Here is a 23,542-nt window from a genome sequence, read left to right as displayed (position 1 = left end):
CCCTTGTCGTATCCGCCCGCAACGGCGTGCACGCGTGCGCCGGCCGTTCGGGCTTACCCGGTTGGCGGGTCCGAAACGCCTCCGTTACACTTGGCTTTCGCCGACCGGGCGGTCGGGAAAATCGGGCGGCAGTTCTCCTGGAAGCAGAATGCAGAAGAGGGAGTGCGGTTGGATGAGACGCGCAGGGCGATGGATCAGGGCAGGAAGGGCGGCTGGCGCCGCTCGTTCGTCGTGGGCTGGGCCCATGGTCCCCGCGGCTTTCCCGGGCCGTCCTGCGGCCCGTATGCGCGCCCGGGCGTCCTTGCCGGTCGTTGCGTCCGCACCCGTATCGGCAATCGCGGCCGGATGTGCGGTCGCATGAGCCACCGGCCAGCCGATCCTGTTCCGCTTGCGGTTCGGGTCGCGCCCGGCCGGATCGGCGGACATGCCGATCATCGTTGTGCGCGCATCGATTGCTCGCGCGCTCCCGCGTTTCTTCGCTTCCTTCATCCTGACGACACCGCCGCTGCACATCGTGGCGGTCGAACGACCGTTTCGGCGGGCCGATCGCGCGCGCGTGCGGGGTGCCGGCCCGGCCCCGTCACGGATGCCGCGTGTCACGGGAAAACGAGCGTAGGCGTGGCAAGGCGAGATAGTTAAATTATTAACTTGTTTGGGGAGCAGGGCGCCGCCCGGGCGACCCCTGGCTTTTCGGGCAGCGTTTGGAGACAACGTAAATGAAAATGAATCGATGGATGGAGGCCGTGCTTGCCGTGGGCCTCGCGTGCGCGGCGGCGACGGCGTCGGCGCAGGTGAAGATCGGCGTGACGCTGTCGGCCACCGGGCCGGCCGCGTCGCTCGGGATTCCGGAGAAGAACACGATCGCGCTGCTGCCGAAGGAGATCGCGGGCAAGAGCGTGCAGTACATCGTGCTCGACGACGCATCCGACACGAGCCGCGCGGTGCAGAACGTGCGCAAGCTGATCGACGAGGATCACGTCGACGCGATCATCGGTTCGTCCGTCACGCCGAACTCGCTCGCGATGCTCGACCCCGTATCGCAGGGCAAGACGCCGACGATCTCGCTCGCGGCGAGCGCGCAGATCATCGCGCCGATGGACGCGAAGCGCGCGTGGATGTTCAAGGTGCCGCAGAACGACCAGCTGATGGCCGACGCGATCGCCGGTTACATGGCGAAGCACGGCGTGAAGACGGTCGGCTTCATCGGCTTCGCCGACGCATACGGCGACAGCTGGTACAACACGTTCAGCGCGGCGGCCGCGAAGAACGGCCTGAAGCTCGTGTCGAACGAGCGCTTCAACCGGACCGACGCGTCGGTGATGGGGCAGGTGCTGAAGCTGATGGGCTCGAATCCCGATGCGGTGCTGATCGCCGGCTCCGGCACGCCGGCGGCGCTGCCGGCCAAGACGCTGAAGGAGCGCGGCTACAAGGGCAAGGTGTACCAGACGCACGGCGTCGCGAACAACGACTTCCTGCGCGTGTGCGGCAAGGATTGCGAAGGCGAGATCCTGCCGGCGGGCCCGGTGCTCGTGACCGATCAGCTGCCCGATTCGAATCCGGTGAAGAAGCCGGCGCTCGGGTACAAGGCCGCATACGAGAAGGCGTACGGCGCAGGTTCGCTGTCGACGTTCGGCGGCCATGCGTGGGATGCGGGGCTGCTGCTGCAGCGTGCGATTCCGGACGCCTTGAAGAAGGGCCAGCCGGGCACCGAGGCATTCCGCGAAGCGCTGCGCGCGTCGCTCGAGAGCGTGAAGGACCTGCCGGTGTCGCACGGCGTGATCAACACGACGACGACCGATCACAACGGCTTCGACACGCGTGCGCGCGTGATGGTGCAGATCGTCGACGGCAAGTGGAAGTTGCAGGCCGAGTAAGTCTCACGTGAAACCGGCATGCGCGGCGCAACGGCGCCGTGCGTGCCGTCGGCAGGGCGCGGGCCGACGGGCCGCGCCGGTGCCGCGTGGAACCGCCGGGGCCGGCAGCGGGGCGCCTGCAAGGCGCCGCTCTTGCCGTCCGTGTTCCCCGGCCGTTTCCGTCTCCGTTGCTCCGCAGCATTTTCGATACACGAAACGTATGGATCTCTCGATTGCGGCGATCCTCGCGCAAGACGGCATCACGACCGGCGCCATTTATGCATTGCTGTCGCTGGCGCTCGTACTGGTGTTTTCCGTCACGCGGGTGATCTTCATTCCCCAGGGCGAATTCGTCGCCTACGGTGCGCTGACGCTGGCGGCGTTGCAGGCGCAGAAGTTTCCCTCCACCTGCTGGCTGCTGTTCGTGATGGGCATCGCGTGCTTCCTGCTCGAAGTCGGCGGGCTGATTCGGCATCGCGAACGCCGCCATCAGCTCGGCCGCACGCTTGCGACGCTCGGCAGCCGCTACATCCTGCTGCCGCTCGCGGTGTTCGCGATCACGCGCAGCGTTGCCGCCCAGCCGATGCCGATGCTCGCGCAGATCGCGTTGACGCTCGCGATCGTCGTGCCGATGGGGCCGTTCGTCTACCGGCTCGTCTACCAGCCGATCGCCGAAGGCACGACGCTGCTGCTGCTGATCGTGTCGGTCGCCGTTCATTTCGCGATGGTCGGCCTCGGGCTCGTGATGTTCGGCGCGGAGGGCTCGCGCACCAACGGCTTCTCGGATGCGTCGGTCGCGATCGGCAGCATGACCGTGTCGGTGCAGAGCATTCTGGTCGTCGTCACGGCGCTCGTGCTGATCGGTGCGCTCTACCTGTACTTCGGCCGCACGATCGCCGGCAAGGCGCTGCGCGCGACGTCGGTGAACCGGCTCGGCGCGCGGCTCGTCGGCATCGGCACGACCGAGGCCGGGCGGCTCGCGTTCACGTTCGCGGCGGGGCTCGGCGTGCTGTCCGGGATCCTCGTCGGCCCGCTCACGACGATCTACTACGACTCGGGCTTCCTGATCGGCCTGAAGGGCTTCGTCGGCGCGATCATCGGCGGCCTCGTCAGCTATCCGCTTGCGGCCGCCGGCTCGCTGCTCGTCGGCGTGCTCGAATCGTACTCGTCGTTCTGGGCGAGCGCCTACAAGGAGGTGATCGTGTTCACGCTGATCATTCCGGTGCTGCTGTGGCGGAGCTTCGCGACGCCGCATGCGGAAGAGGAAGAGGAGTGACACGATGAAGACGATGGTACGCAACAAGACCTTCTGGGTGTTTCTCGTGGTGCTGTTCGCGCTGCCGGTGCTGCCCGGCGCGCTGCAGGTGCCCGAGTACTGGATCACGCTGCTCAACTACATCGGCCTCTATGCGATCGTCGCGATCGGGCTCGTGCTGCTGACGGGCGTCGGCGGGATGACGAGCTTCGGGCAGGCTGCGTTCGTCGGTATCGGCGCGTATGCGACCGCGTTCCTGACGACACGGTACGGCGTGTCGCCGTGGCTCGCGCTGATCGTCGGCGTCGTGCTGACGGCGCTCGTCGCGCTCGTGCTCGGCGCGGTCACGATGCGGCTGTCCGGGCACTTCCTGCCGCTCGGCACGATCGCCTGGGGCCTCGCGCTGTTCTACCTGTTCGGCAACCTCGAGCTGCTCGGCAAGTACGACGGGATCAACGGGATCCCGGCGCTGAACCTGTTCGGTCTCGAGCTAGAAAGCGGCCGCAGCCTGTACTTCGTGATCTGGGCCGTCGTGCTGGCCGCGATCGTGTCGGTGCAGAACCTGCTGAACAGCCGGCCGGGCCGCGCGATCCGCGCGCTGCGCGGCGGCGGCGTGATGGCAGAGGCGATGGGGGTGAACACCGCGTGGATGCGCGTCGTGATCTTCGTCTATGCGGCCGTACTCGCAGCCGTGTCGGGCTTCCTGTATGCCCATCTGCAGCGCGCGGTGAACCCGACGCCGTTCGGGCTGAATCACGGGATCGAATTCCTGTTCATGGCCGTGGTCGGCGGCGTGTCGCACGTGTGGGGCGCGGTGCTCGGCGCGGCGATCCTGACCGTGCTGCAGGACTACCTGCAGACGCTGCTGCCGAAGCTGCTCGGCTCGGAAGGCAACTTCGAGATCATCGTGTTCGGCGTGCTGATGGTGCTGCTTCTGCAGTACGCGCGCCAGGGCGTCTGGCCGTTCGTCGCACGGCTGTTCCCGCGCGGGCCGCGTGCGCACGTGCCCGAGCATGCCGATCCGCTGCCGCAGCGCGCGAAGCCTGTGGCCGGCGAAGCGCTGCTCGTCGTCGACAACGCACGCAAGCAGTTCGGCGGGCTCGTGGCCGTCAACGATGTCAGCTTCGACGTGAAAGCAGGGCAGATCATCGGGCTGATCGGCCCCAACGGCGCGGGCAAGTCGACCACGTTCAACCTCGTGACAGGGGTGCTGAAACCGACCGGCGGCACGATCACGTTCCGAGGCGAGCGCATCGACGGGCTGACATCGCGGCAGATCGTCCGCCGCGGCATCGGCAGGACATTCCAGCACGTGAAGCTGTTGCCGGCGATGACGGTGCTCGAGAACGTCGCGATCGGTGCGCATTTGCGTGGCCACACTGGCGTCTGGCGGAGCATTGCGCGACTCAATGCGCATGAGGAAGCGCAGTTGCTGGCCGAAGCCGCACGCCAGATCCGGCGCGTCGGGCTCGAAAAGCACATGTACGACGAGGCGGGCAGCCTTGCGCTCGGCCAGCAGCGGATTCTCGAAATCGCACGTGCGTTGTGCTGCGACCCGACGCTGCTGCTGCTCGACGAACCGGCGGCCGGGTTGCGTTACCAGGAGAAGCAGCAACTCGCCGACTTGTTGCGGCGGCTGAAGGCGGAAGGCATGAGCGTGTTGCTCGTGGAACATGACATGGATTTCGTGATGAATCTGACCGACCGGCTGGTGGTCATGGAATTCGGCACGCGGATCGCGGAAGGGCTGCCGCAGGACGTGCAGCAGGACCCGGCCGTGCTCGAAGCGTATCTGGGCGGAGTGGAATGATGACGGACACGACGATGCCGATTCTCGAAGTGCGCGGCCTGGCGGTCCGATACGGAAAGGTGGAGGCGCTGCACGGCGCGGCGATCCGGGTAGGCGCGGGGCAGATCGTCAGCGTGATCGGGCCGAACGGGGCGGGCAAGTCGACGCTGCTGAACGCGATCATGGGAGCCTTGCCGGTCAACGGGCACGCATCGGGCGCGGTCGTGTATCGCGGCCACGACGTCAGTGCGTTGCCGATCGAGCAGCGCGTTGCGCGCGGGATGTGTCTCGTGCCGGAAAAGCGCGAGCTGTTCGGCACGATGACGGTTGAGGACAACCTCGTGCTGGGCGCGTATCGGCGCAAGCAGGCCGGGGAAGCGAACTTCCTCGACCAGCTCGATCACGTGTTCGCACTGTTTCCGCGGCTCAAGGAGCGGCGCAAGCAGGCGGCCGGCACGCTATCCGGCGGCGAGCGGCAGATGCTCGCGGTTGGCCGCGCGCTGATGGGCAAGCCCGACCTGTTGATGCTCGACGAGCCGAGCCTCGGGCTGGCGCCGCTGATCGTGAAGGAGATCTTTCATATCATCAGCGCACTGCGCGGGACGGGCGTGGCGACATTGTTGATCGAGCAAAACGCGCGGGCCGCGCTGCAAATCTCCGACTACGGTTACGTGCTGGAGACGGGCGAGTTTGCACTGGAAGGCGTGGCCGCCGAGCTTGCGCAGAATCCGCGCGTGATCGAGACGTATCTCGGGTTGGCGAAGAAGACGGCTTGATCGACGACGTGGACGGCGAGAAACGGACGGCGTGTTTCACGTGAAACACGCCGTTTTTGTTTGGAGGCGGGATGCGCTGACGGCCTGCACTCGTGGGGATAAGTGCAGGGCGGACAGTCGGAAGTACTGTGCGGCGTTGACGGGCGAGGATATCCACAGTGAAGCGTGTGGTCTTGAGTGTGGTTCGGCAGTAGCGGGCGACGGCGCGTTCCACAGATCATTGATGTGCAGCGGTGTCGCCAGGGGATAAGTATTGGGCGAGCAGTCGGAAATTCTGTGGGGAAGTGCATGTGCAGGTTGGGCGCACAGCGTGCCGTGTCCCGCCTGTGGTGCCGATCACAGGCGTCGATCTGTCGGGGTTTCATCGGGGGCGATCCCGGCGAGCGGTTCTTTGCACAGATGCGACGCTGCGCGCGCCGGGCGGACGGGACGCATGGCCTGTGATCGGCGTGGCTCCGCCGGTTTGGCAGTCCATCGTCGAAAAAACGACGAAATACACAGACCCTACCATTCGGACGGCATTCGGGTGAAAAGCGAACCCGCTATAATTCGGCCCATACATTTCTCTGATAGGTTCGTGCGCAGCCCTGCGTACGGAATCCACCATGCTTTTTCCCACAGAATTTGACGTCATCGTCGTCGGTGGCGGCCATGCCGGCACGGAAGCCGCGCTGGCGTCTGCCCGAATGGGCGCGAAGACACTGCTGCTGACCCACAACATCGAAACGCTTGGGCAGATGAGCTGCAATCCGTCGATCGGCGGCATTGGCAAGGGCCATCTGGTCAAGGAAGTCGACGCGCTGGGCGGCGCAATGGCGGCCGCGACGGACGAGAGCGGTATCCAGTTCCGGATCCTCAATTCGTCGAAGGGCCCGGCCGTGCGCGCGACGCGTGCACAGGCCGACCGTATCCTGTACAAGGCCGCGATTCGCCACCGGCTCGAGAACCAGCCGAACCTGTGGCTGTTCCAGCAGGCCGTCGACGACCTGATGGTCGAAGGCGATCGGGTAGTGGGCGCCGTCACGCAGATCGGCATCCGTTTCCGCGCCCGTGCGGTGGTGCTGACCGCCGGCACGTTCCTCGACGGCAAGATCCACGTCGGCCTGAACAACTACACGGGCGGCCGCGCGGGCGATCCGGCAGCCGTGTCGCTGTCGTCGCGCCTGAAGGAGCTGAAGCTGCCGCAGGGCCGCCTGAAAACCGGTACGCCGCCGCGTATCGACGGCCGCTCGATCGACTTCTCGAAGCTGGACGAGCAGCCGGGCGACCTCGATCCGATCCCCGTTTTCTCGTTCCTGGGGCGTGCGGAGCAGCATCCGCAGCAATTGCCGTGCTGGGTCACGCACACGAACGAGCGCACGCACGACATCATTCGCGGCGGCCTCGACCGTTCGCCCATGTATACCGGCGTGATCGAAGGTGTCGGGCCGCGCTATTGCCCGTCGATCGAGGACAAGATTCACCGGTTCGCATCGAAGGAGTCGCACCAGATCTTCCTCGAGCCGGAAGGGCTGACGACCAACGAGTTCTACCCGAACGGGATCTCGACGAGCCTGCCGTTCGACGTCCAGCTCGAGCTTGTGCATTCGATGCGCGGCCTCGAGAACGCGCATATCCTGCGCCCCGGTTATGCGATCGAGTACGACTACTTCGACCCGCGCGCGCTGAAGGCGTCGCTCGAGACGAAGGCGATCAACGGCCTGTTCTTTGCGGGCCAGATCAACGGCACGACCGGCTACGAAGAAGCGGCTGCGCAAGGCCTGCTGGCTGGCCTGAACGCGGGCCGCTATGTGCAGGAGAAGGGCGCATGGTGCCCGCGTCGCGACCAGGCCTACCTCGGCGTGCTGGTCGACGATCTTGTGACGCGCGGCGTCGCCGAGCCGTACCGGATGTTCACGAGTCGTGCCGAGTACCGCCTGAGCCTGCGTGAAGACAACGCCGACATGCGCCTCACCGAGATCGGCCGCGAATTGGGGCTCGTCGACGATGTGCGTTGGGACGCATTCAGTCGCAAGCGCGACGCTGTTTCACGTGAAACCGAACGCTTGAAGTCGACCTGGGTAACGCCGAAGACGTTGCCGCCGGAAGAGGCGACCGCGCTGCTCGGCAAGGCGATCGACCACGAATACAGCCTCGCCGAGCTGCTGCGCCGGCCGGGTATCGGCTACGACGGCGTGTGCGGCCTGAAGGGCGGCGAGTGCGGCCCCGCGGAGCCGCTGGCCGACGATCCGGTGTTGCTCGAGCAGATCAAGGAGCAGGTCGAGATCGGCATCAAGTATCAGGGCTATATCGAGCGTCAGGCATCGGAAATCGAACGCAACGATGCGAACGAGAACACGCGCCTGCCGGACGGTATCGATTACCGTGAAGTTCGCGGCCTGTCTTTCGAGGTGAGCCAGAAGCTGAACGAGTTCCGCCCGGAAACGATCGGGCAGGCATCGCGCATCTCGGGGGTTACACCGGCGGCAATCTCGCTGCTGATGGTGCACCTGAAGCGCCGCGGCCTGGGCCGTCGCAATGGCACTGCCGGAGCGGCAACGGAGCAGGGGGACGACGCTGTCCCGACGCAACAATGACGGCGCGTCGCGCGCCGGCGGTTAATCGGGACGTACTGGAACAGATGCTCGTCGAGGGCACGACGGCGCTCGACCTCGCGCTGACGGATATCCAGCGCATCCAGCTACTCGACTACGTTGCGCTGCTCGGCAAGTGGAACGCGGTCTACAACCTGACAGCGATCCGCGACCCGAAGCAGATGCTGATCCAGCACATCCTCGATTCGCTTGCCATCGTCCCGCATCTGCGCGGCCGCGCATCGGCCCGCGTGCTCGATGTCGGCTCGGGCGGCGGATTGCCTGGTATCGTGCTCGCGATTGTCGAGCCGGGCTGGCAGGTCACGCTGAACGATATCGTGCAGAAGAAGTCTGCTTTCCAGACCCAGATGCGCGCGGAGCTGAAGCTCGCGAACCTGTCGGTGGTAACCGGGCGGGTTGAATCGCTTCAGCCGGGTGTCGAAGTGCCGGAAAAATTCGACATGATTGTGTCGCGCGCTTTCGCGGATCTATCCGACTTCGTTAAACTTGCTCGACATCTGGTCGCACCGGGTGGATCGATCTGGGCGATGAAGGGCGTCCATCCGGACGACGAGATTGCACGGTTGCCGGAAGGCAGCCGCGTCACGCAGACGATGCGGCTGTCGGTGCCGATGCTCGATGCCGAACGGCATCTGATCGAAGTGGCCGTCGACGAAGCGAATTGAAGGCGCGCGAGAGCGTGCTGTTTGTTTGAAGGTAAAGGAACACACCAACGATGGCAAAGATCTTCTGCGTTGCGAACCAGAAGGGGGGCGTCGGCAAGACGACGACATCGGTCAATCTCGCCGCAAGCCTTGCAGCGCATGAGCAACGTGTCCTGCTGATCGACCTCGACCCGCAGGGCAACGCGACGATGGGCAGCGGGATCGACAAGGCGGCCTGCGAAGCGACCGTGTACGAGGTGCTGGTTGACGGCGTGTCGGTGACCGAGGCGCGCGTGCGCCCGGAAGGCGTCACCTATGACGTGCTTCCGGCGAACCGCGAACTGTCCGGTGCCGAGATCGAACTGATCAACATCGACAATCGCGAGCGCCGGCTGAAGGCCGCGCTCGAGCACGTTGGCGACGACTACGACTTCGTGCTGATCGATTGCCCGCCGACGCTGTCGCTGCTGACGCTGAACGGGCTGTGTGCGGCACATGGCGTCGTGATTCCGATGCAGTGCGAGTACTTCGCGCTGGAAGGATTGTCGGATCTCGTCAATACGATCAAGCAGGTTCACGCGAACATGAACCGCGACCTGAAGATCATCGGCTTGCTGCGCGTGATGTTCGATCCGCGCATCACGCTGCAGCAGCAAGTCTCCGATCAACTGAAAGCGCACTTCGGCGACAAGGTGTTCGACGCGGTGATTCCGCGCAATGTGCGCCTGGCGGAAGCGCCGAGTTACGGGCTGCCGGGCGTCGTGTTCGACCGCAGCTCGCGCGGTGCGCAAGCGTACCTGCAGTTCGGCGCCGAGATGATCGAGCGCGTTCGCACGTTCGAGGTGTCGTGATCCGGATATGAGCGAAGCGAGGAAGAAAGACATGAGCGCGGTACCAAAGAAGAAGGGCTTGGGACGTGGCCTCGAAGCGCTGCTCGGCGGCAGTGCCGATATCACCGAGGCGGTGAAGATCGAAGGGGCGCCGAACACGCTGGCGCTTGGCAAGCTGCAGGCCGGCAAGTATCAGCCGCGGACGCGGATGGACGAAGGCAGCCTGCAGGAGCTCGCCGCGAGCATTCGCGCGCAGGGCGTGATGCAGCCGATCCTGGTGCGGCCCATTTCGTCAGACAAATACGAAATCATCGCGGGTGAGCGCCGTTTCCGTGCGGCGCGCCTGGCCGGCCTCGACGAAGTGCCGGTGCTGGTGAAGGATGTGTCCGATCAGGCCGCCGCGGCGATGGCGCTGATCGAGAACATCCAGCGCGAGGATCTGAACCCGCTTGAAGAGGCGCACGGCATCCAGCGCCTGCTCGACGAGTTCGGTTTCACGCACGAGCAGGCGGCCGAATCGGTCGGCCGTTCGCGCAGCGCGGTGTCGAACCTGCTGCGCCTGCTGAACCTGGCGACGCCGGTGCAGACGATGCTGCTGGCCGGGGATCTCGACATGGGGCACGCGCGCGCGCTGCTCGCCGTCGATGCGGCGACGCAGATCACGCTGGCTCATCAGGTCGTCAACAAGCGCATGTCGGTGCGCGAAACCGAGAAGCTCGTCGCACATACGACGAAGGAAGCGCCGGCGGTGAAGGCGCGTGCGAAGGACGACGGCGGCCGCGATACGCGCCGTCTCGAGGAGGAGTTGTCGGACCTGCTCGCGTCGACGGTGAAGATCAAGCTCGGCCGCCGTGGGCGCGGGCAGGTCCTGATCGACTTCGGCAACCTCGATGCACTCGAGGGCATTCTCGCGCGGTTGCGCGGTAACGTCGCGGCCGAAGAGTAACGGGCGGCCGATGGACGAGACGGGCGCACCGGCGCCGCGCCGGTGGCTCGGATGGCTGACGAAGGAGCCCGTGCTGTCGGTGCTCGCGCTGGGCCTGATCCTGCTGCAATGGGTGCGTCCGCAACCATTTTCCGCACTGGCCGGCCGCGTCGACTGGCAGACGGTCGCGACGCTCGCGGGCCTGCTGATGCTGACCAAGGCGCTCGAGCTGTCCGGCTGCCTGATGTGGCTCGCACATCGCATCGTGCATCACGTGCATTCCGAACGCGGGCTCGCGATGCTGCTCGTGCTGTTCGCCGCGGTGCTGTCGATGTGGCTCACCAACGATGTCGCGCTGTTCGTCGTCGTGCCGTTGATGGTGTCGTTGCGTGCGCTGACGCCGCTGCCGTTCCGGCGGCTCGTGATCGTCGTCGCGCTGGCCGTCAACGCGGGGTCCGTCGCGACGCCGCTCGGCAATCCCCAGAATCTGTTCCTGTGGCAATTGAGCGACGTGTCGTTCGGCCGCTTCGTGACGACGCTCGGGCCGCTCGCGCTCGCGCTGATGGCGCTGCTGCTCGTGCTGACGGCGTGCGCCTTTCGCGCGAAGCCGCTCGACCTGTCCGGCGACGTCGCCGCCATTCCCGTACAACGCATGCACGCGCTGATCGCGGCGGTGCTGTTCGCGGCATTCGTGCTGCTTGCCGATGCGCATCATCCACTGCCGGGGCTGGCTGCCGTTGCGATCGTGCTGCTCGTCGTCAAACGTGACGCAGTCCTGAAGATTGACTGGCTGCTGCTGCTGATTTTCGTACTGATGTTCGTCGTGCTGCGCAGCGCGGCTGCGTTGCCGGTCGTGCACGACGCGATTGCGCATGCGCAACTCGATTCGCCGCTGCGCGTATTCGCGGCCGGCGCGGTGCTGTCGCAGGGGATCAGCAACGTGCCGGCTGCGATCCTGCTGTCGGAGTTCACGCGCGACTGGCGCGCACTCGCGTTCGGCGTATCGGTCGGCGGCTTCGGTTTCGCGATCGGCTCGCTCGCGAACCTGATCGCGGTGCGTCTCGCGAAGGAGCCGCGCATGTGGCTGCCGTTCCACGTCGTCTCGATTCCGTTCGCGCTTGCGAGCGCGGCATTGGGCGCGTGGCTGCTCGTCCACGGCTGAGCGAGGTGGATGCGATCGGCACAGGTGTGCCGCTCGGGTGGTGCGAAGAGGGCACAGCGTTTGCGGTGGTTGCGGGCTGTTGATAAGTGCGGCCATTCACAGTGTGTCGACTGTGGTGGCATGACAACTGACTGGCGGATTCGATGCGTCGGCGTCGGGCCGGATTTCACGCTTCCGGCGCGGCCGTCCAGCCGCGATCTTTCGCGGGTTCCGGCGTTTCGCGCGGCGCCTGAACCGCCAGCCGCTTCGCCGCGAATGTGCGGCGGCGCCCGTGCCGCCCGGCCGATGCCCGCCCCGGGTGGCGTTTCCGTGCCATTCCGCCATCGCCGGACCTTTTTCGGGCCGGAAATACCGGTGCAAAAAAGCGACCTTACAACTGTCATCGTACGTCGTCGAATCGCGCGGTTTCACATGATGAGGCGACGTTTTACGCAGATTTTTGTCGCGTCTAAAGCCTTGAATCACCTGCAACTATCGCTTACAATCGCCCGGATTTGTTAGCTAGGCATCCCCGAAAGCTTTCGGAAAGATTGGGGCGGATTGGGATTTTGCGGAAGGTTGCGATGGCGGGTCAGGAGGAGCCGAACAATGGGCACGACAAGCACAGCGCACGCCGCAATACCGCACCGGTTGTCGAGACGCGGCACGTAGCCGCCGACGATTGGGATGCCGAGCAGCAAGACGACACAACAATCGTTCCGCTTACGCGGGCCGAAGCGGAAACGCTGTTCGGGCCGGATGTAAGCCGACCCTCGCGGGTCACGCCCTACCGGGTGGTGATCGCGCAAGTGGTCTTGTCCTTGGTTGTAACGCTGGCGTGGTGGCTGTTTTCCTCGAAGCCGCCGGGCGTCGCTGCGCAATCTGCATTTCTGGGCGGAGCGATTGGCTGGGTGCCGAGCGCATTGTTTGCGGCGCGTTTGAGGCGAGGCGGTGCCGACACCGTGATGGGTTGGGTGGTCGGCGAAGTACTCAAGATGGGTGCGACGATCGCGCTGTTCGTGGCGATTGCCGTGTGGTACCCCGGCGTGCACTGGGTGCCGTTGCTCATTACGTACTTGCTCGTGCTGAAAACGTACTGGATTGCGTTGGCCTGGCGATAGGCTGTGAGACCCTGCGCAGTTCGACAAGAACATGCGCCGGCGCGTTCCCGCAATAAATTGTTGCGGCGAAGCGGATAGACCGATTTTCGACAATTTGGGTGGCACTAACGATATGGCAACCAGCGAAGGCTCGCGTGCTCTGGATCCGTCCGAGTACATTGCGCACCACTTGCAGAATTTCTCCACCGCGCATCAGACGTCGATTTTCGATATTCACGTCTGGAATCTCGACACGCTGTTCTGGTCGATCTTCTGCGGTCTCGCTACGATCCTCATCCTGTACATGGCTGCCCGCAAGGCTACGCCGGGCGTGCCGGGGCGCTTCCAGTGCATGATCGAAATGATCGTCGAGATGGTGGAAGACCAGTCGAAAGCGGTCGTTCACGGCAATCGTACCTTCATTGCTCCACTCGCGCTGACCGTGTTCGTTTGGGTCGCGTTGATGAACTCCCTCGACTTTCTCCCCGTCGACCTGCCGGGCCGCGTGATCGGTTTGCTGGGCCTGTCGGAAGTCATCCCGCATCATCGCATCGTACCGACGGCCGACCTGAACGGCACGCTCGGCATCGCGCTTGGCGTCTTCGTGCTGATGATCTACTACAGCATCAAGATCAAGGGCGCGGGCGGCTTCGTGCATGAACTCGTGTCGGCTCCGTTCGGTGCGCATCCGCTGCTGTGGATCCCGAACCTGGGTCTGAACATCGTTGAATATGTCGCCAAGACCGTGTCGCTCGGTATGCGGCTGTTCGGCAACATGTATGCAGGCGAACTGCTGTTCCTGCTGATCGCGTTGCTCGGCAGCATGTGGGGTTTCGGTGCGGACGCATCGGTGCTGGGCTTCATCGGCCACATCCTCGCGGGCAGCATCTGGGCGATCTTTCACATCCTGATTGTTTTGCTGCAAGCGTTCATTTTCATGATGCTGACGCTGGTGTATCTCGGCCAGGCTCACGAATCGCACTAAGCAGCCGGACAATCAAGCAGGTTTGTTTTTAGTTTTTCTTTTAATTCCAGTTCCAAGTCTTTTCACAAAGGAGTGATCATGCAAGCTTTCATCGCCAACATCCAAGGTCTGACCGCTATCGGTATCGGTATCATCATCGGCCTCGGTGCGATCGGCGCCTGTATCGGTATTGGTCTGATGGGTGGCAAGTACATCGAAGCATGCGCGCGTCAGCCCGAGCTGATCAACCCGCTGCAAACGAAGATGTTCCTGCTGGCTGGTCTGATCGATGCGGCGTTCCTGATCGGTGTCGGCGTGGCAATGCTGTTTGCATTCGCGAACCCGCTCCTGTCGAAGCTCGCAGGCTAAGGTTCCTCGGAAGGTTTGCGCCAGCGATCGCCGGCGCAGGGTGGAACGGATGACGAGCGCCAATCGAATTCACATTCGACGCGCTCCTCCTCGTTTCAATTTCCGGAATAGCAGATAAGGAAACACCGTGAATCTTAACGCAACCCTGTTTGCGCAAATGGTCGTGTTCCTGATCCTCGCGTGGTTCACGATGAAGTTCGTGTGGCCCCCGTTGATCAACGCCCTCGACGAGCGCTCGAAGAAAATTGCCGATGGCCTCTCGGCCGCGGAAAAGGGTCAGGCGGAACTCGCAGCGGCGCACAAGCGCGTCGATCAGGAACTCGCGCAGGCCCGTAACGACGGTCAACAACGCATTGCCGACGCTGAAAAGCGCGCGCAGGCCGTTGCCGAAGAAATCAAGGCTCAAGCCCATGCCGAAGCCGCCCGCATCATCGCTCAGGCGAAGGCGGACGCGGATCAGCAAATCGTGAAGGCGCGTGAGACGCTGCGCGGTGAAGTTGCCACGCTGGCGGTTAAGGGCGCCGAGCAGATCCTGAAGCGCGAAGTCGATCAAACGGCCCACGCCCAACTGCTGAATCAACTGAAAGCCGAGCTCTGATCATGGCCGAACTTGCAACCATCGCCCGCCCTTACGCAGAAGCGCTGTTCCGCGTGGCCGAGGGCGGTGACATCGCCGCCTGGTCCACGCTCGTGCAAGAGCTGGCCCAGGTTGCGCGTCTGCCGGAAGTGCTGTCGGTCGCGTCGAGCCCGAAGGTGACGCGCACGCAAGTGGCCGAGCTGCTGCTTGCTGCGGTGAAGTCGCCGCTCGGGGCCGGTGCCGAAGCACAGAACTTCGTGCAGATGCTGGTCGACAATCATCGCATCGCGCTGCTGCCGGAAATTGCCGAGCAGTTCGAGGCGCTCAAGAACGAACGTGAAGGCGCAGCCGACGCCGAGATCGTGAGCGCGTTCCCGCTGAACGGCGCGGATCTCGACAGTCTCGTCTCGGGCCTCGAACGCAAGTTCAAGCGCAAGCTGAAACCGACGGTCGATGTCGATTCGTCGCTGATCGGCGGCGTGCGCGTGACGGTCGGCGACGAAGTGCTTGATACCTCGGTCCGCGCGCAGCTCGCCAGCATGCAGACAGCCTTGAGCGCTTGAGCGCCCAGGCGGCCGGCACGCAACAGAATTGACTATCAGGAGCGAATAATGCAACTCAATCCCTCTGAGATCAGCGAGCTGATCAAGAGCCGGATCCAGGGCCTTGAAGCGAGCGCAGACGTTCGCAACCAGGGCACCGTGATCTCCGTGACCGACGGTATCGTGCGTATCCACGGCCTGTCGGACGTGATGCAGGGCGAAATGCTCGAGTTTCCGGGCAACACGTTCGGCCTCGCGCTGAACCTCGAGCGCGACTCGGTCGGCGCGGTGATTCTCGGCGAATACGAACACATTTCGGAAGGCGACATCGTCAAGACGACGGGCCGCATTCTCGAAGTCCCGGTTGGTCCGGAACTCGTCGGCCGCGTGGTCGATGCGCTCGGCAACCCGATCGACGGCAAGGGCCCGGTCAACGCGAAGCTGACCGACGCGATCGAAAAGATCGCCCCGGGCGTGATCTGGCGTAAGTCGGTGTCGCAGCCGGTGCAGACGGGCATCAAGTCGATCGACGCAATGGTGCCGATCGGCCGTGGCCAGCGTGAGCTGATCATCGGCGACCGTCAGTGCGGCAAGACCGCGGTGGCGCTCGACGCGATCATCAACCAGAAGGGCAAGGACCTGATCTGTATCTACGTCGCGATCGGCCAGAAGGCTTCGTCGATCATGAACGTGGTTCGCAAGCTCGAAGAAACGGGCGCGATGGAATACACGATCGTCGTCGCCGCTTCGGCTTCGGATTCGGCAGCGATGCAGTACCTCGCACCGTACGCCGGCTGCACGATGGGCGAATACTTCCGCGATCGCGGCCAGGACGCGCTGATCATCTATGACGACTTGACCAAGCAGGCTTGGGCATACCGTCAGATCTCGCTGCTGCTGCGCCGCCCGCCGGGCCGTGAAGCGTACCCGGGCGACGTGTTCTATCTGCACTCGCGTCTGCTGGAGCGTGCGGCTCGCGTGTCGGAAGAGTACGTCGAGAAGTTCACGAACGGCGAAGTGAAGGGCAAGAGCGGTTCGCTGACGGCACTGCCGGTCATCGAAACGCAGGCAGGCGACGTGACCGCGTTCGTTCCGACGAACGTGATCTCGATTACCGACGGCCAGATCTTCCTGGAAACCGACCTGTTCAACGCAGGCATCCGCCCGGCAATCAACGCCGGCGTGTCGGTGTCGCGCGTCGGCGGCGCCGCCCAGACGAAGGTCGTGAAGAAGCTGTCGGGCGGTATCCGTACCGACCTCGCGCAGTACCGTGAACTGGCAGCGTTCGCGCAGTTCGCATCGGACCTCGACGAAGCGACCCGCAAGCAGCTCGAGCGCGGCCGCCGCGTGACGGAACTGCTGAAGCAGCCGCAGTACCAGCCGCTGCAGGTGTGGGAACTGGCCGTGTCGCTGTACGCCGCGAACAACGGTTACCTCGACGACCTCGACGTCAAGCAAGTGCTGTCGTTCGAGAAGGGCCTGCGCGAATACCTGAAGACCAGCCACGCTGACCTCATCAAGCGCATCGAAGACACCAAGGATCTCTCGAAGGACGACGAAGGCGCACTGCGCTCGGCGATCGAATCCTTCAAGAAGTCCGGTGCCTATTGATCCGCGAGTGACACACTGAGGCCGCGCGGGTGCTGAGGCGCCCGCGCCGCTTCGGTCAAGGAGCAAGCTATGGCTGGAATGAAGGAAATTCGCGGCAAGATCAAGAGCGTGCAGAACACGCGCAAGATCACGAAGGCGATGGAGATGGTGGCCGCATCGAAGATGCGCCGCGCGCAGGAACGCATGCGCGCCGCTCGTCCGTATGCGGACAAGGTCCGTGCCATCGCCGCGCACATGAGCCGCGCGAACCCGGAGTACCGCCACCCGTTCATGGTGGCGAACGAAGGCGCGAAGACGGCCGGCATCATCCTCGTCACGACCGACAAGGGTCTGTGCGGCGGTTTGAACACCAACGTGCTGCGTGCGACGGTGCAGAAGTTCAAGGAACTGGAAGAGAAGGGCCAGAAGGTCGAAGCTACGGCGATCGGCAGCAAGGGCCTCGGTTTCCTGAACCGCTTCGGCGCGAAGGTGATGTCGCAGGTCGTGCACCTCGGCGACACCCCGCATCTGGACAAGCTGATCGGCGCCGTGAAGACGCAGCTCGACCTGTACTCGGAAGGCAAGCTGTCGGCGGTTTATGTCGCTTACACGCGCTTCGTCAACACGATGAAGCAGGAAGCCGTGATCGAGCAGTTGCTGCCGCTGTCGTCGGAGCACTTCGAAGCCGATGACGGTACGCCGGCCACGTCGTGGGACTACATCTACGAGCCGGACGCGCAGGCAGTCGTCGACGAACTGCTCGTGCGTTACGTCGAGGCGCTGGTGTACCAGGCCGTCGCGGAAAACATGGCGTCCGAGCAATCGGCGCGCATGGTCGCGATGAAGGCCGCGTCCGACAACGCGAAGACGGTGATCAGCGAACTGCAGCTCGTGTACAACAAGAGCCGTCAGGCTGCGATCACGAAAGAACTGTCGGAGATCGTCGGCGGCGCAGCCGCTGTTTAAGCGCGCGCCCGGGACGACAACTGCGCCTTTGCGCGAGTAAAGAATCAGGTATTTAAAGGAAAAGCGATGAGTACTGCTGCTTTGGTAGAAGGCAAGATCGTACAGTGCATCGGCGCCGTTATCGACGTGGAATTCCCGCGCGACAGCATGCCGAAGATCTACGACGCGCTCATTCTCGATGGCTCGGAACTGACGCTCGAAGTCCAGCAGCAGCTGGGCGACGGCGTGGTCCGTACCATTTGTCTGGGTGCATCCGACGGCCTGCGCCGCGGCCTGACCGTGAAGAACACGGCGAAGCCGATCTCGGTGCCGGTCGGCAAGCCGACCCTCGGCCGGATCATGGACGTGCTCGGCCGTCCGATCGACGAAGCGGGCCCGATCGAAAGCGAAACGACGCGTTCGATCCACCAGAAGGCGCCGGCGTTCGACGAACTGTCGCCGTCGACCGAACTGCTCGAAACGGGTATCAAGGTCATCGACCTGATCTGCCCGTTCGCAAAGGGCGGCAAGGTTGGCCTGTTCGGCGGTGCTGGCGTGGGCAAGACCGTCAACATGATGGAGCTCATCAACAACATCGCGAAGGAGCACGGCGGTTACTCCGTGTTCGCGGGCGTGGGCGAGCGTACCCGTGAAGGGAACGACTTCTACCACGAAATGAAGGACTCGAACGTTCTCGACAAGGTCGCGCTGGTGTACGGCCAGATGAACGAGCCGCCGGGCAACCGTCTGCGCGTCGCGCTGACCGGCCTGACGATGGCCGAGCACTTCCGTGACGAAGGCCTCGACGTGCTGTTCTTCGTCGACAACATCTACCGTTTCACGCTGGCCGGTACCGAAGTGTCGGCACTGCTCGGCCGTATGCCGTCGGCAGTGGGCTATCAGCCGACGCTGGCTGAAGAAATGGGCAAGCTGCAAGAGCGCATCACGTCGACCAAGAAGGGCTCGATTACGTCGGTTCAGGCCGTGTACGTCCCTGCGGACGACTTGACCGACCCGTCGCCGGCGACCACCTTCGGCCACCTGGACGCAACCGTCGTGCTGTCGCGTGACATCGCCTCGCTGGGTATCTACCCGGCAGTCGACCCGCTCGACTCGACCTCGCGCCAGATCGACCCGAACGTGATCGGTGAAGAGCACTACTCGATCACCCGTCGCGTTCAGCAGACGCTGCAGCGCTACAAGGAACTGCGCGACATCATCGCGATTCTGGGCATGGACGAACTGTCGCCGGAAGACAAGCTGTCGGTCGCGCGTGCGCGGAAGATCCAGCGTTTCCTGTCGCAGCCGTTCCACGTCGCTGAAGTGTTCACGGGCTCGCCGGGCAAGTACGTGCCGCTGAAGGAAACGATCCGTGGCTTCAAGATGATCGTCGACGGCGAGTGCGACCACCTGCCGGAACAGGCGTTCTACATGGTCGGCACGATCGACGAAGCCTTCGAAAAGGCCAAGAAGATCCAGTAAGGGTCCATGGGATCGGAGTAGGCGCCGAAGCGCTTGCTCCCGTCGACCGCCGCAGGGCAAGGGCAAGCGCCGACGCGCAGGTTCCTGCCCACCGCGGCATGGGGCGGGGGTGAGTGCCGAAGCGCTCACTCCCGCCGACAGGAGTTCGATATGGCAACCATCAAAGTAGACGTCGTCAGCGCGGAAGAGCAGATCTTCTCGGGCGAGGCGAAATTCGTCGCGCTGCCGGGCGAAACGGGTGAGCTGGGCATTCTGCCGGGCCACACGCCGCTGATCACGCGGATTCGTCCGGGTGCGGTGCGCATCGAAGTCGAGGGCGGCAACGACGAATTCGTGTTCGTCGCGGGCGGCATTCTCGAAGTGCAGCCGGGCGCCGTGACGGTGCTCGCCGATACCGCGATCCGCGGCAAGGACCTCGACGCGGCGAAAGCCGAGGAAGCGCGCAAGCGCGCCGAGGAAACGCTGCAGAACGCGAAGTCGGACCTCGACCTCGCAAAAGCGCAATCCGAGCTCGCGACCGCGATGGCGCAGCTCGAGGCGATCCAGCGTCTGGCGAAGATTCGCAGCCGGCACTGAGCCGCGCCGCGCATCCCGCGAAAGAAAGCAGCCTCCGGGCTGCTTTTTTTTCGTCCGTCCGGTGCGCGCCGAGGGGTTTCGGCCGGTCGTGCTATTTCATCCGTCCGCCGCGATTTGATGTCAGAGTGTCGTCAGCGGAGCGCGTCATCATCGACGCTGACGCCCGCCGTCGCGATCGCGGCGGCGCAGGCGGGCGCCGCGATCGCGCGCGCACCGATCAGACCAAAAGGACGGAGACACTCATGGCAGCAGACCTTGGCGCCGGCGCGCTGATCGCGCCCGAAAACGGACTGTCGTATGTGCGCGGCACGACCGACGCGCCGCTATCCGAAGCGACGATCGGCCGCTTCCTGCTCGACACGGCCGGCCGCTTCCCCGATCGTCCGGCCGTCGTGTTCCGCGAGCAGCAGGTGCGCTGGACCTGGCGCGAGTTCGCGCACGAGGTCGACGTGCTGGCCGCGGGCCTCGCCGCGCTCGGCATCGTGAAGGGCGACCGCGTCGGCATCTGGTCGCCGAACCGCAGCGAGTGGCTGCTCACGCAGTTCGCGACCGCGCGGATCGGTGCGGTGCTCGTCAACATCAATCCGGCCTATCGGCTGTCGGAACTCGAATACGCGCTGAACAAGGTCGGCTGCAAGGCCGTGATCGCGGCCGAACGCTTCAAGACCTCGGCGTACGTCGAGATGCTGCAGACCATCGCGCCGGAACTCGCGACCGCGACGCCGGGCGACCTGCATGCGGCCCGGGTGCCGAGCCTGCGCACGGTCGTGACGATGGGCGACGTCGCGCCGGCCGGCATGTTCCGTTTCGCCGACGTGATGGCGCGCGGCCGCCAGGCTGTCGATACCGCGCTGCTCGACGCGATCGGCGCGACGCTCGCGGCCAACGACCCGATCAACATCCAGTTCACGAGCGGCACGACGGGCAGCCCGAAGGGCGCGACGCTCACGCACCGCAACGTCGTCAACAACGGGCGCTCGATCGCGACGGCGATGCGTTTCACCGAGCAGGACACGCTGTGCATTCCGGTGCCGCTGTACCACTGCTTCGGGATGGTGCTCGCGGTGCTCGCGTGCGTGTCGAAGGGCGCTGCGATGGTGTTTCCCGGCGAAGCGTTCGACCCGGTCGCGACGCTCGCCGCCGTGGCCGACGAACGCTGCACCGCGCTGCATGGCGTGCCGACAATGTTCATCGCGGAACTCGATCATCCGGCGTTCGCGACATTCGACCTGTCGACGCTGCGCACCGGGATCATGGCCGGCTCGCCGTGCCCGATCGAGACGATGAAGCGCGTCGTGTCGCAGATGCACCTGTCGGAGATCACGATCGCCTACGGGATGACGGAGACGAGCCCCGTGTCGTTCCAGAGCTCGACCGACGATCCGCTCGAGAAGCGCACGACGACGGTTGGCCGCATCCAGCCGCATCTGGAAGTGAAGATCGTCGATCCGGGCGGCGACATCGCGCCGGTCGGCGCGACGGGCGAGCTGTGCACGAAGGGCTATTCGGTGATGCTCGGCTACTGGGACGACGACGCGAAGACGCGCGAGGTGCTGGTGGACGGCTGGATGCATACGGGCGATCTCGCGACGCTCGATGCGGACGGTTACTGCAACATCGTCGGCCGGCTGAAGGACATGGTGATTCGCGGCGGGGAGAACGTCTATCCGCGCGAGATCGAGGAATTCCTGTTTCGGCATCCGAAGATCCAGAGCGCGCAGGTATTCGGCGTGCCCGACGCGAAGTACGGCGAGGAGCTGTGCGCGTGGATCGTGCTGCGCGCGGACGAGCAGATGACCGAGGACGACGTGCGCGCGTTCTGCAACGGGCAGATCGCACACTACAAGATTCCGCGCTACATCCGTTTCGTCGACGAACTGCCGATGACGGTGACGGGCAAGGTGCAGAAGTTCGTGATGCGCGACCGGATGATCGAGGAACTGAAGCTCGACGTGCAGAAGACCGCGTGAAGGCAGGAACGACGCGGCGGCCTGCGGGCCGTTGCGCTTTCGATGGACGAAAAAAAGCGGGCTTATTAGCCCGCTAAAAACCACACGCTACGGGGTTAGCGCGAGGAGACCAAAGATGAAACCGGATCCGGCGGGGGGCCGGAAACGACTCCAACAGGGATGCCCCCCGGAAGGGCTTCGGTACGTGACCGACTGGCTCGCAGCGCTTCGCGTCCGCTCACACTTGGCACACGAGACCGCATCCGTGTTGAAACCGTTGAGGCCATTGTGGGCGAATTAATGCCCTGTCGCGGTAACAAAGTGTTTCAGGTTGTAACGCCCGCCAGATAAGGCTTTCCGGGATTTTTTGCTGTTTTCGGGGTCCTGAAAAAGGTCATTTTTACCCATATTTTCCGCAGCGTTTTCATCGCGTGCGCACGATGCGTTTTTCATGCGCATCGAGATCGATGAATTGCCGATTTTCACGTGAGAAAGTGCGCGGCGGGATTGAGGCCGCGTATGACGATTCATTCGTCAGAAAGATTTTGAAACGTGATTGGAATGCGCGGAAGCTGGCCGATCGGCCAATTCGTCGGAGGTTGCGCGGGCGCAGGGCGGCGGCGATGCGTCGCGACGGCGTGCGGGTTGCCGTCGCGCGGGGATGTCAGGCGGCAGCGGCCACGGGGTCGATGCCCGTTATCGGCCGCCGCGGCAGGGAGCGGCCTACTTCAGCCATGTGTCCGAGATTGCCTGGTATTCGCCGGTCGACAGCGCGAGATGCAGCCACTGGTCGACGTACTGCTGGAACGCGACGTCGCCGCGCGGCACCATGTACGCCTTCTCGCCGAACTGGAACGGCTTGTCCGGATGGACCGAGCACAGGCCCGGATTCAGCTTTTGCTGCAGCAGCGTCTCGGAGGCGTCCGTGACCATCACGTCGGCCTTGCCCGCGAGGATCTGCTTGAAGATCGTCACGTTGTCCGGATAGACGGTCAGATTCGCGTGCGTGAAGAACTGCTTCGCGAAGCGCTCGTTGGTGCCGCCCGGATTCACGATGACGCGCGTCTCCGGCCGGTCGATCTGCTCGACGGTCTGGTATTTGCCGGCGTCCGCGCAGCGCACGATCGGCGTCTTGCCGTCGACCACGTACGGTTGCGTGAAGAACACGCGCTTCTGGCGCTCGAGCGTCGTCGAGACGCCGCCCACCGCGATGTCGCATTTCGCGACGAAATCGCCGGTCAGGTTCGGCCAGCTCGTCTTCACGAAGTCGGTCTTCACGCCGAGCGACTTCGCGAGCGATTCGGCCATGTCGATGTCGATGCCTTCGAAGCGGCCGTCCGCGCGGTAGTACGAATACGGCTTGTAGTCGCCCGTCGTGCACACGCGCAGCGTGCCGCGCGCCAGCACCTCGTCGAGCCGCGAGCCGGCGCCAGGCGCGGCCGCCGCCGGGCCCGCGCCGGTTTGCGCATGTGCGGCGGTGCAGCACAGCAGCGCGGCCGCGGCGAGCGTGGCGAATGTCTTCATCGGTCTCCTCCTTCGTGTCGTTCGATATGAGCGTCCGATCATAACGGAGCCATCGCGCGCGTCATATGGCCGCCATCGCGCGGGCAAGCGCAGCTGGTCGGCGGCTGTCCGGTAAAA

At 64.4% G+C, this 23,542-nt stretch carries 22 protein-coding genes; 19 read left to right on the top strand and 3 right to left on the bottom strand.

Annotated elements, in window-relative coordinates; translation table 11 throughout:
• Positions 1-84: 84 nt before the first annotated feature.
• On the bottom strand, positions 85-489 hold the full coding sequence (locus GQ57_RS38760; protein ID WP_152603177.1) for a hypothetical protein: 405 nt from the start codon (positions 487-489) through the stop codon (positions 85-87).
• A 227-nt stretch (positions 490-716) separates the two neighbouring features.
• Between GQ57_RS38760 and GQ57_RS03380 the strand changes: the two genes are divergently transcribed.
• The 19 genes from GQ57_RS03380 (at position 717) to GQ57_RS03290 (ending at position 21,922) form a co-directional block, all read left to right on the top strand.
• Positions 717-1,874, top strand: a complete 1,158-nt coding sequence (locus GQ57_RS03380; RefSeq protein ID WP_031397094.1) for an ABC transporter substrate-binding protein — start codon at positions 717-719, stop codon at positions 1,872-1,874.
• A gap of 199 nt (positions 1,875-2,073) precedes the next feature.
• Positions 2,074-3,129, top strand: coding sequence for a branched-chain amino acid ABC transporter permease (locus tag GQ57_RS03375; protein ID WP_031397093.1), 1,056 nt, complete (start codon positions 2,074-2,076; stop codon positions 3,127-3,129).
• A gap of 4 nt (positions 3,130-3,133) precedes the next feature.
• Entirely contained in the window at positions 3,134-4,918 is a 1,785-nt protein-coding gene (locus tag GQ57_RS03370) for a branched-chain amino acid ABC transporter ATP-binding protein/permease (protein WP_052001035.1), read from the top strand.
• Complete coding sequence (locus tag GQ57_RS03365; RefSeq protein ID WP_031397091.1) at positions 4,918-5,673, top strand: ABC transporter ATP-binding protein; 756 nt, start codon at positions 4,918-4,920, stop codon at positions 5,671-5,673. Before GQ57_RS03370 ends, GQ57_RS03365 begins: the two co-directional genes overlap by 1 nt.
• A 605-nt stretch (positions 5,674-6,278) precedes the next feature.
• On the top strand, positions 6,279-8,249 hold the full coding sequence (gene mnmG, locus GQ57_RS03360) for a tRNA uridine-5-carboxymethylaminomethyl(34) synthesis enzyme MnmG (protein WP_034197075.1): 1,971 nt from the start codon (positions 6,279-6,281) through the stop codon (positions 8,247-8,249).
• Positions 8,246-8,932, top strand: coding sequence for a 16S rRNA (guanine(527)-N(7))-methyltransferase RsmG (gene rsmG, locus GQ57_RS03355; protein WP_034197074.1), 687 nt, complete (start codon positions 8,246-8,248; stop codon positions 8,930-8,932). The genes mnmG and rsmG overlap by 4 nt, the downstream gene beginning before the upstream one ends.
• Positions 8,933-8,982: 50 nt before the next feature.
• The gene (locus tag GQ57_RS03350; RefSeq protein ID WP_031397088.1) at positions 8,983-9,762 is read left to right on the top strand and encodes a ParA family protein; all 780 of its coding nucleotides are present in this window, start codon (positions 8,983-8,985) and stop codon (positions 9,760-9,762) included.
• A 31-nt stretch (positions 9,763-9,793) separates the two neighbouring features.
• The gene (locus GQ57_RS03345; RefSeq protein WP_031397087.1) at positions 9,794-10,687 is read left to right on the top strand and encodes a ParB/RepB/Spo0J family partition protein; all 894 of its coding nucleotides are present in this window, start codon (positions 9,794-9,796) and stop codon (positions 10,685-10,687) included.
• 10 nt (positions 10,688-10,697) lie between these two features.
• Positions 10,698-11,828, top strand: coding sequence for an SLC13 family permease (locus GQ57_RS03340; protein WP_034197073.1), 1,131 nt, complete (start codon positions 10,698-10,700; stop codon positions 11,826-11,828).
• A gap of 563 nt (positions 11,829-12,391) precedes the next feature.
• The gene (locus GQ57_RS03335; RefSeq protein ID WP_031397085.1) at positions 12,392-12,928 is read left to right on the top strand and encodes an ATP synthase subunit I; all 537 of its coding nucleotides are present in this window, start codon (positions 12,392-12,394) and stop codon (positions 12,926-12,928) included.
• A gap of 112 nt (positions 12,929-13,040) precedes the next feature.
• Positions 13,041-13,892, top strand: coding sequence for a F0F1 ATP synthase subunit A (gene atpB, locus GQ57_RS03330; RefSeq protein WP_034197072.1), 852 nt, complete (start codon positions 13,041-13,043; stop codon positions 13,890-13,892).
• A 78-nt stretch (positions 13,893-13,970) separates the two neighbouring features.
• On the top strand, positions 13,971-14,240 hold the full coding sequence (gene atpE, locus GQ57_RS03325; RefSeq protein ID WP_025990054.1) for a F0F1 ATP synthase subunit C: 270 nt from the start codon (positions 13,971-13,973) through the stop codon (positions 14,238-14,240).
• Positions 14,241-14,367: 127 nt separating this feature from the next.
• A complete protein-coding gene (locus tag GQ57_RS03320) occupies positions 14,368-14,838 on the top strand; it encodes a F0F1 ATP synthase subunit B (RefSeq protein WP_031397083.1) in 471 nt (156 codons plus the stop codon).
• Positions 14,839-14,840: 2 nt separating this feature from the next.
• Positions 14,841-15,380, top strand: coding sequence for a F0F1 ATP synthase subunit delta (locus tag GQ57_RS03315; protein WP_031397082.1), 540 nt, complete (start codon positions 14,841-14,843; stop codon positions 15,378-15,380).
• A gap of 48 nt (positions 15,381-15,428) precedes the next feature.
• Positions 15,429-16,970, top strand: coding sequence for a F0F1 ATP synthase subunit alpha (gene atpA, locus GQ57_RS03310; RefSeq protein WP_031397081.1), 1,542 nt, complete (start codon positions 15,429-15,431; stop codon positions 16,968-16,970).
• 69 nt (positions 16,971-17,039) lie between these two features.
• The gene (gene atpG / locus GQ57_RS03305) at positions 17,040-17,915 is read left to right on the top strand and encodes a F0F1 ATP synthase subunit gamma (RefSeq protein ID WP_031397080.1); all 876 of its coding nucleotides are present in this window, start codon (positions 17,040-17,042) and stop codon (positions 17,913-17,915) included.
• A 66-nt stretch (positions 17,916-17,981) separates the two neighbouring features.
• The gene (gene atpD / locus GQ57_RS03300) at positions 17,982-19,376 is read left to right on the top strand and encodes a F0F1 ATP synthase subunit beta (RefSeq protein ID WP_031397079.1); all 1,395 of its coding nucleotides are present in this window, start codon (positions 17,982-17,984) and stop codon (positions 19,374-19,376) included.
• Positions 19,377-19,526: 150 nt separating this feature from the next.
• A complete protein-coding gene (locus GQ57_RS03295; protein WP_006477288.1) occupies positions 19,527-19,952 on the top strand; it encodes a F0F1 ATP synthase subunit epsilon in 426 nt (141 codons plus the stop codon).
• Positions 19,953-20,194: 242 nt separating this feature from the next.
• Positions 20,195-21,922, top strand: coding sequence for an AMP-binding protein (locus tag GQ57_RS03290; protein WP_031397078.1), 1,728 nt, complete (start codon positions 20,195-20,197; stop codon positions 21,920-21,922).
• A gap of 276 nt (positions 21,923-22,198) precedes the next feature.
• Here GQ57_RS03290 and GQ57_RS42975 read toward each other — a convergent pair whose 3' ends face one another.
• Both GQ57_RS42975 and GQ57_RS03285 read right to left on the bottom strand, forming a co-directional pair.
• Positions 22,199-22,387, bottom strand: a complete 189-nt coding sequence (locus tag GQ57_RS42975) for a hypothetical protein (RefSeq protein WP_160257499.1) — start codon at positions 22,385-22,387, stop codon at positions 22,199-22,201.
• A 237-nt stretch (positions 22,388-22,624) separates the two neighbouring features.
• Entirely contained in the window at positions 22,625-23,425 is an 801-nt protein-coding gene (locus GQ57_RS03285) for a transporter substrate-binding domain-containing protein (RefSeq protein WP_034197071.1), read from the bottom strand.
• Positions 23,426-23,542: the final 117 nt, after the last annotated feature.

Source organism: Burkholderia sp. MSh2, from assembly GCF_000731655.1.
GTDB lineage: Bacteria > Pseudomonadota > Gammaproteobacteria > Burkholderiales > Burkholderiaceae > Burkholderia > Burkholderia paludis.
Note: the sequence above shows the minus strand (reverse complement) of the source record. Positions and strands in the feature narration are given on the sequence as shown.

Excerpts from the sequence above, each read along its gene's own strand:
- GQ57_RS38760 (WP_152603177.1), bottom strand. The coding sequence starts at position 489 with ATGAAGGAAGCGAAGAAACGCGGGAGCGCGCGAGCAATCGATGCGCGC.
- GQ57_RS03380 (WP_031397094.1), top strand. The coding sequence starts at position 717 with ATGAAAATGAATCGATGGATGGAGGCCGTGCTTGCCGTGGGCCTCGCG.
- GQ57_RS03375 (WP_031397093.1), top strand. The coding sequence starts at position 2,074 with ATGGATCTCTCGATTGCGGCGATCCTCGCGCAAGACGGCATCACGACC.
- GQ57_RS03370 (WP_052001035.1), top strand. The coding sequence starts at position 3,134 with ATGAAGACGATGGTACGCAACAAGACCTTCTGGGTGTTTCTCGTGGTG.
- GQ57_RS03365 (WP_031397091.1), top strand. The coding sequence starts at position 4,918 with ATGACGGACACGACGATGCCGATTCTCGAAGTGCGCGGCCTGGCGGTC.
- mnmG (WP_034197075.1), top strand. The coding sequence starts at position 6,279 with ATGCTTTTTCCCACAGAATTTGACGTCATCGTCGTCGGTGGCGGCCAT.
- rsmG (WP_034197074.1), top strand. The coding sequence starts at position 8,246 with ATGACGGCGCGTCGCGCGCCGGCGGTTAATCGGGACGTACTGGAACAG.
- GQ57_RS03350 (WP_031397088.1), top strand. The coding sequence starts at position 8,983 with ATGGCAAAGATCTTCTGCGTTGCGAACCAGAAGGGGGGCGTCGGCAAG.
- GQ57_RS03345 (WP_031397087.1), top strand. The coding sequence starts at position 9,794 with ATGAGCGCGGTACCAAAGAAGAAGGGCTTGGGACGTGGCCTCGAAGCG.
- GQ57_RS03340 (WP_034197073.1), top strand. The coding sequence starts at position 10,698 with ATGGACGAGACGGGCGCACCGGCGCCGCGCCGGTGGCTCGGATGGCTG.
- GQ57_RS03335 (WP_031397085.1), top strand. The coding sequence starts at position 12,392 with ATGGCGGGTCAGGAGGAGCCGAACAATGGGCACGACAAGCACAGCGCA.
- atpB (WP_034197072.1), top strand. The coding sequence starts at position 13,041 with ATGGCAACCAGCGAAGGCTCGCGTGCTCTGGATCCGTCCGAGTACATT.
- atpE (WP_025990054.1), top strand. The coding sequence starts at position 13,971 with ATGCAAGCTTTCATCGCCAACATCCAAGGTCTGACCGCTATCGGTATC.
- GQ57_RS03315 (WP_031397082.1), top strand. The coding sequence starts at position 14,841 with ATGGCCGAACTTGCAACCATCGCCCGCCCTTACGCAGAAGCGCTGTTC.
- atpA (WP_031397081.1), top strand. The coding sequence starts at position 15,429 with ATGCAACTCAATCCCTCTGAGATCAGCGAGCTGATCAAGAGCCGGATC.
- atpG (WP_031397080.1), top strand. The coding sequence starts at position 17,040 with ATGGCTGGAATGAAGGAAATTCGCGGCAAGATCAAGAGCGTGCAGAAC.
- atpD (WP_031397079.1), top strand. The coding sequence starts at position 17,982 with ATGAGTACTGCTGCTTTGGTAGAAGGCAAGATCGTACAGTGCATCGGC.
- GQ57_RS03295 (WP_006477288.1), top strand. The coding sequence starts at position 19,527 with ATGGCAACCATCAAAGTAGACGTCGTCAGCGCGGAAGAGCAGATCTTC.
- GQ57_RS03290 (WP_031397078.1), top strand. The coding sequence starts at position 20,195 with ATGGCAGCAGACCTTGGCGCCGGCGCGCTGATCGCGCCCGAAAACGGA.
- GQ57_RS03285 (WP_034197071.1), bottom strand. The coding sequence starts at position 23,425 with ATGAAGACATTCGCCACGCTCGCCGCGGCCGCGCTGCTGTGCTGCACC.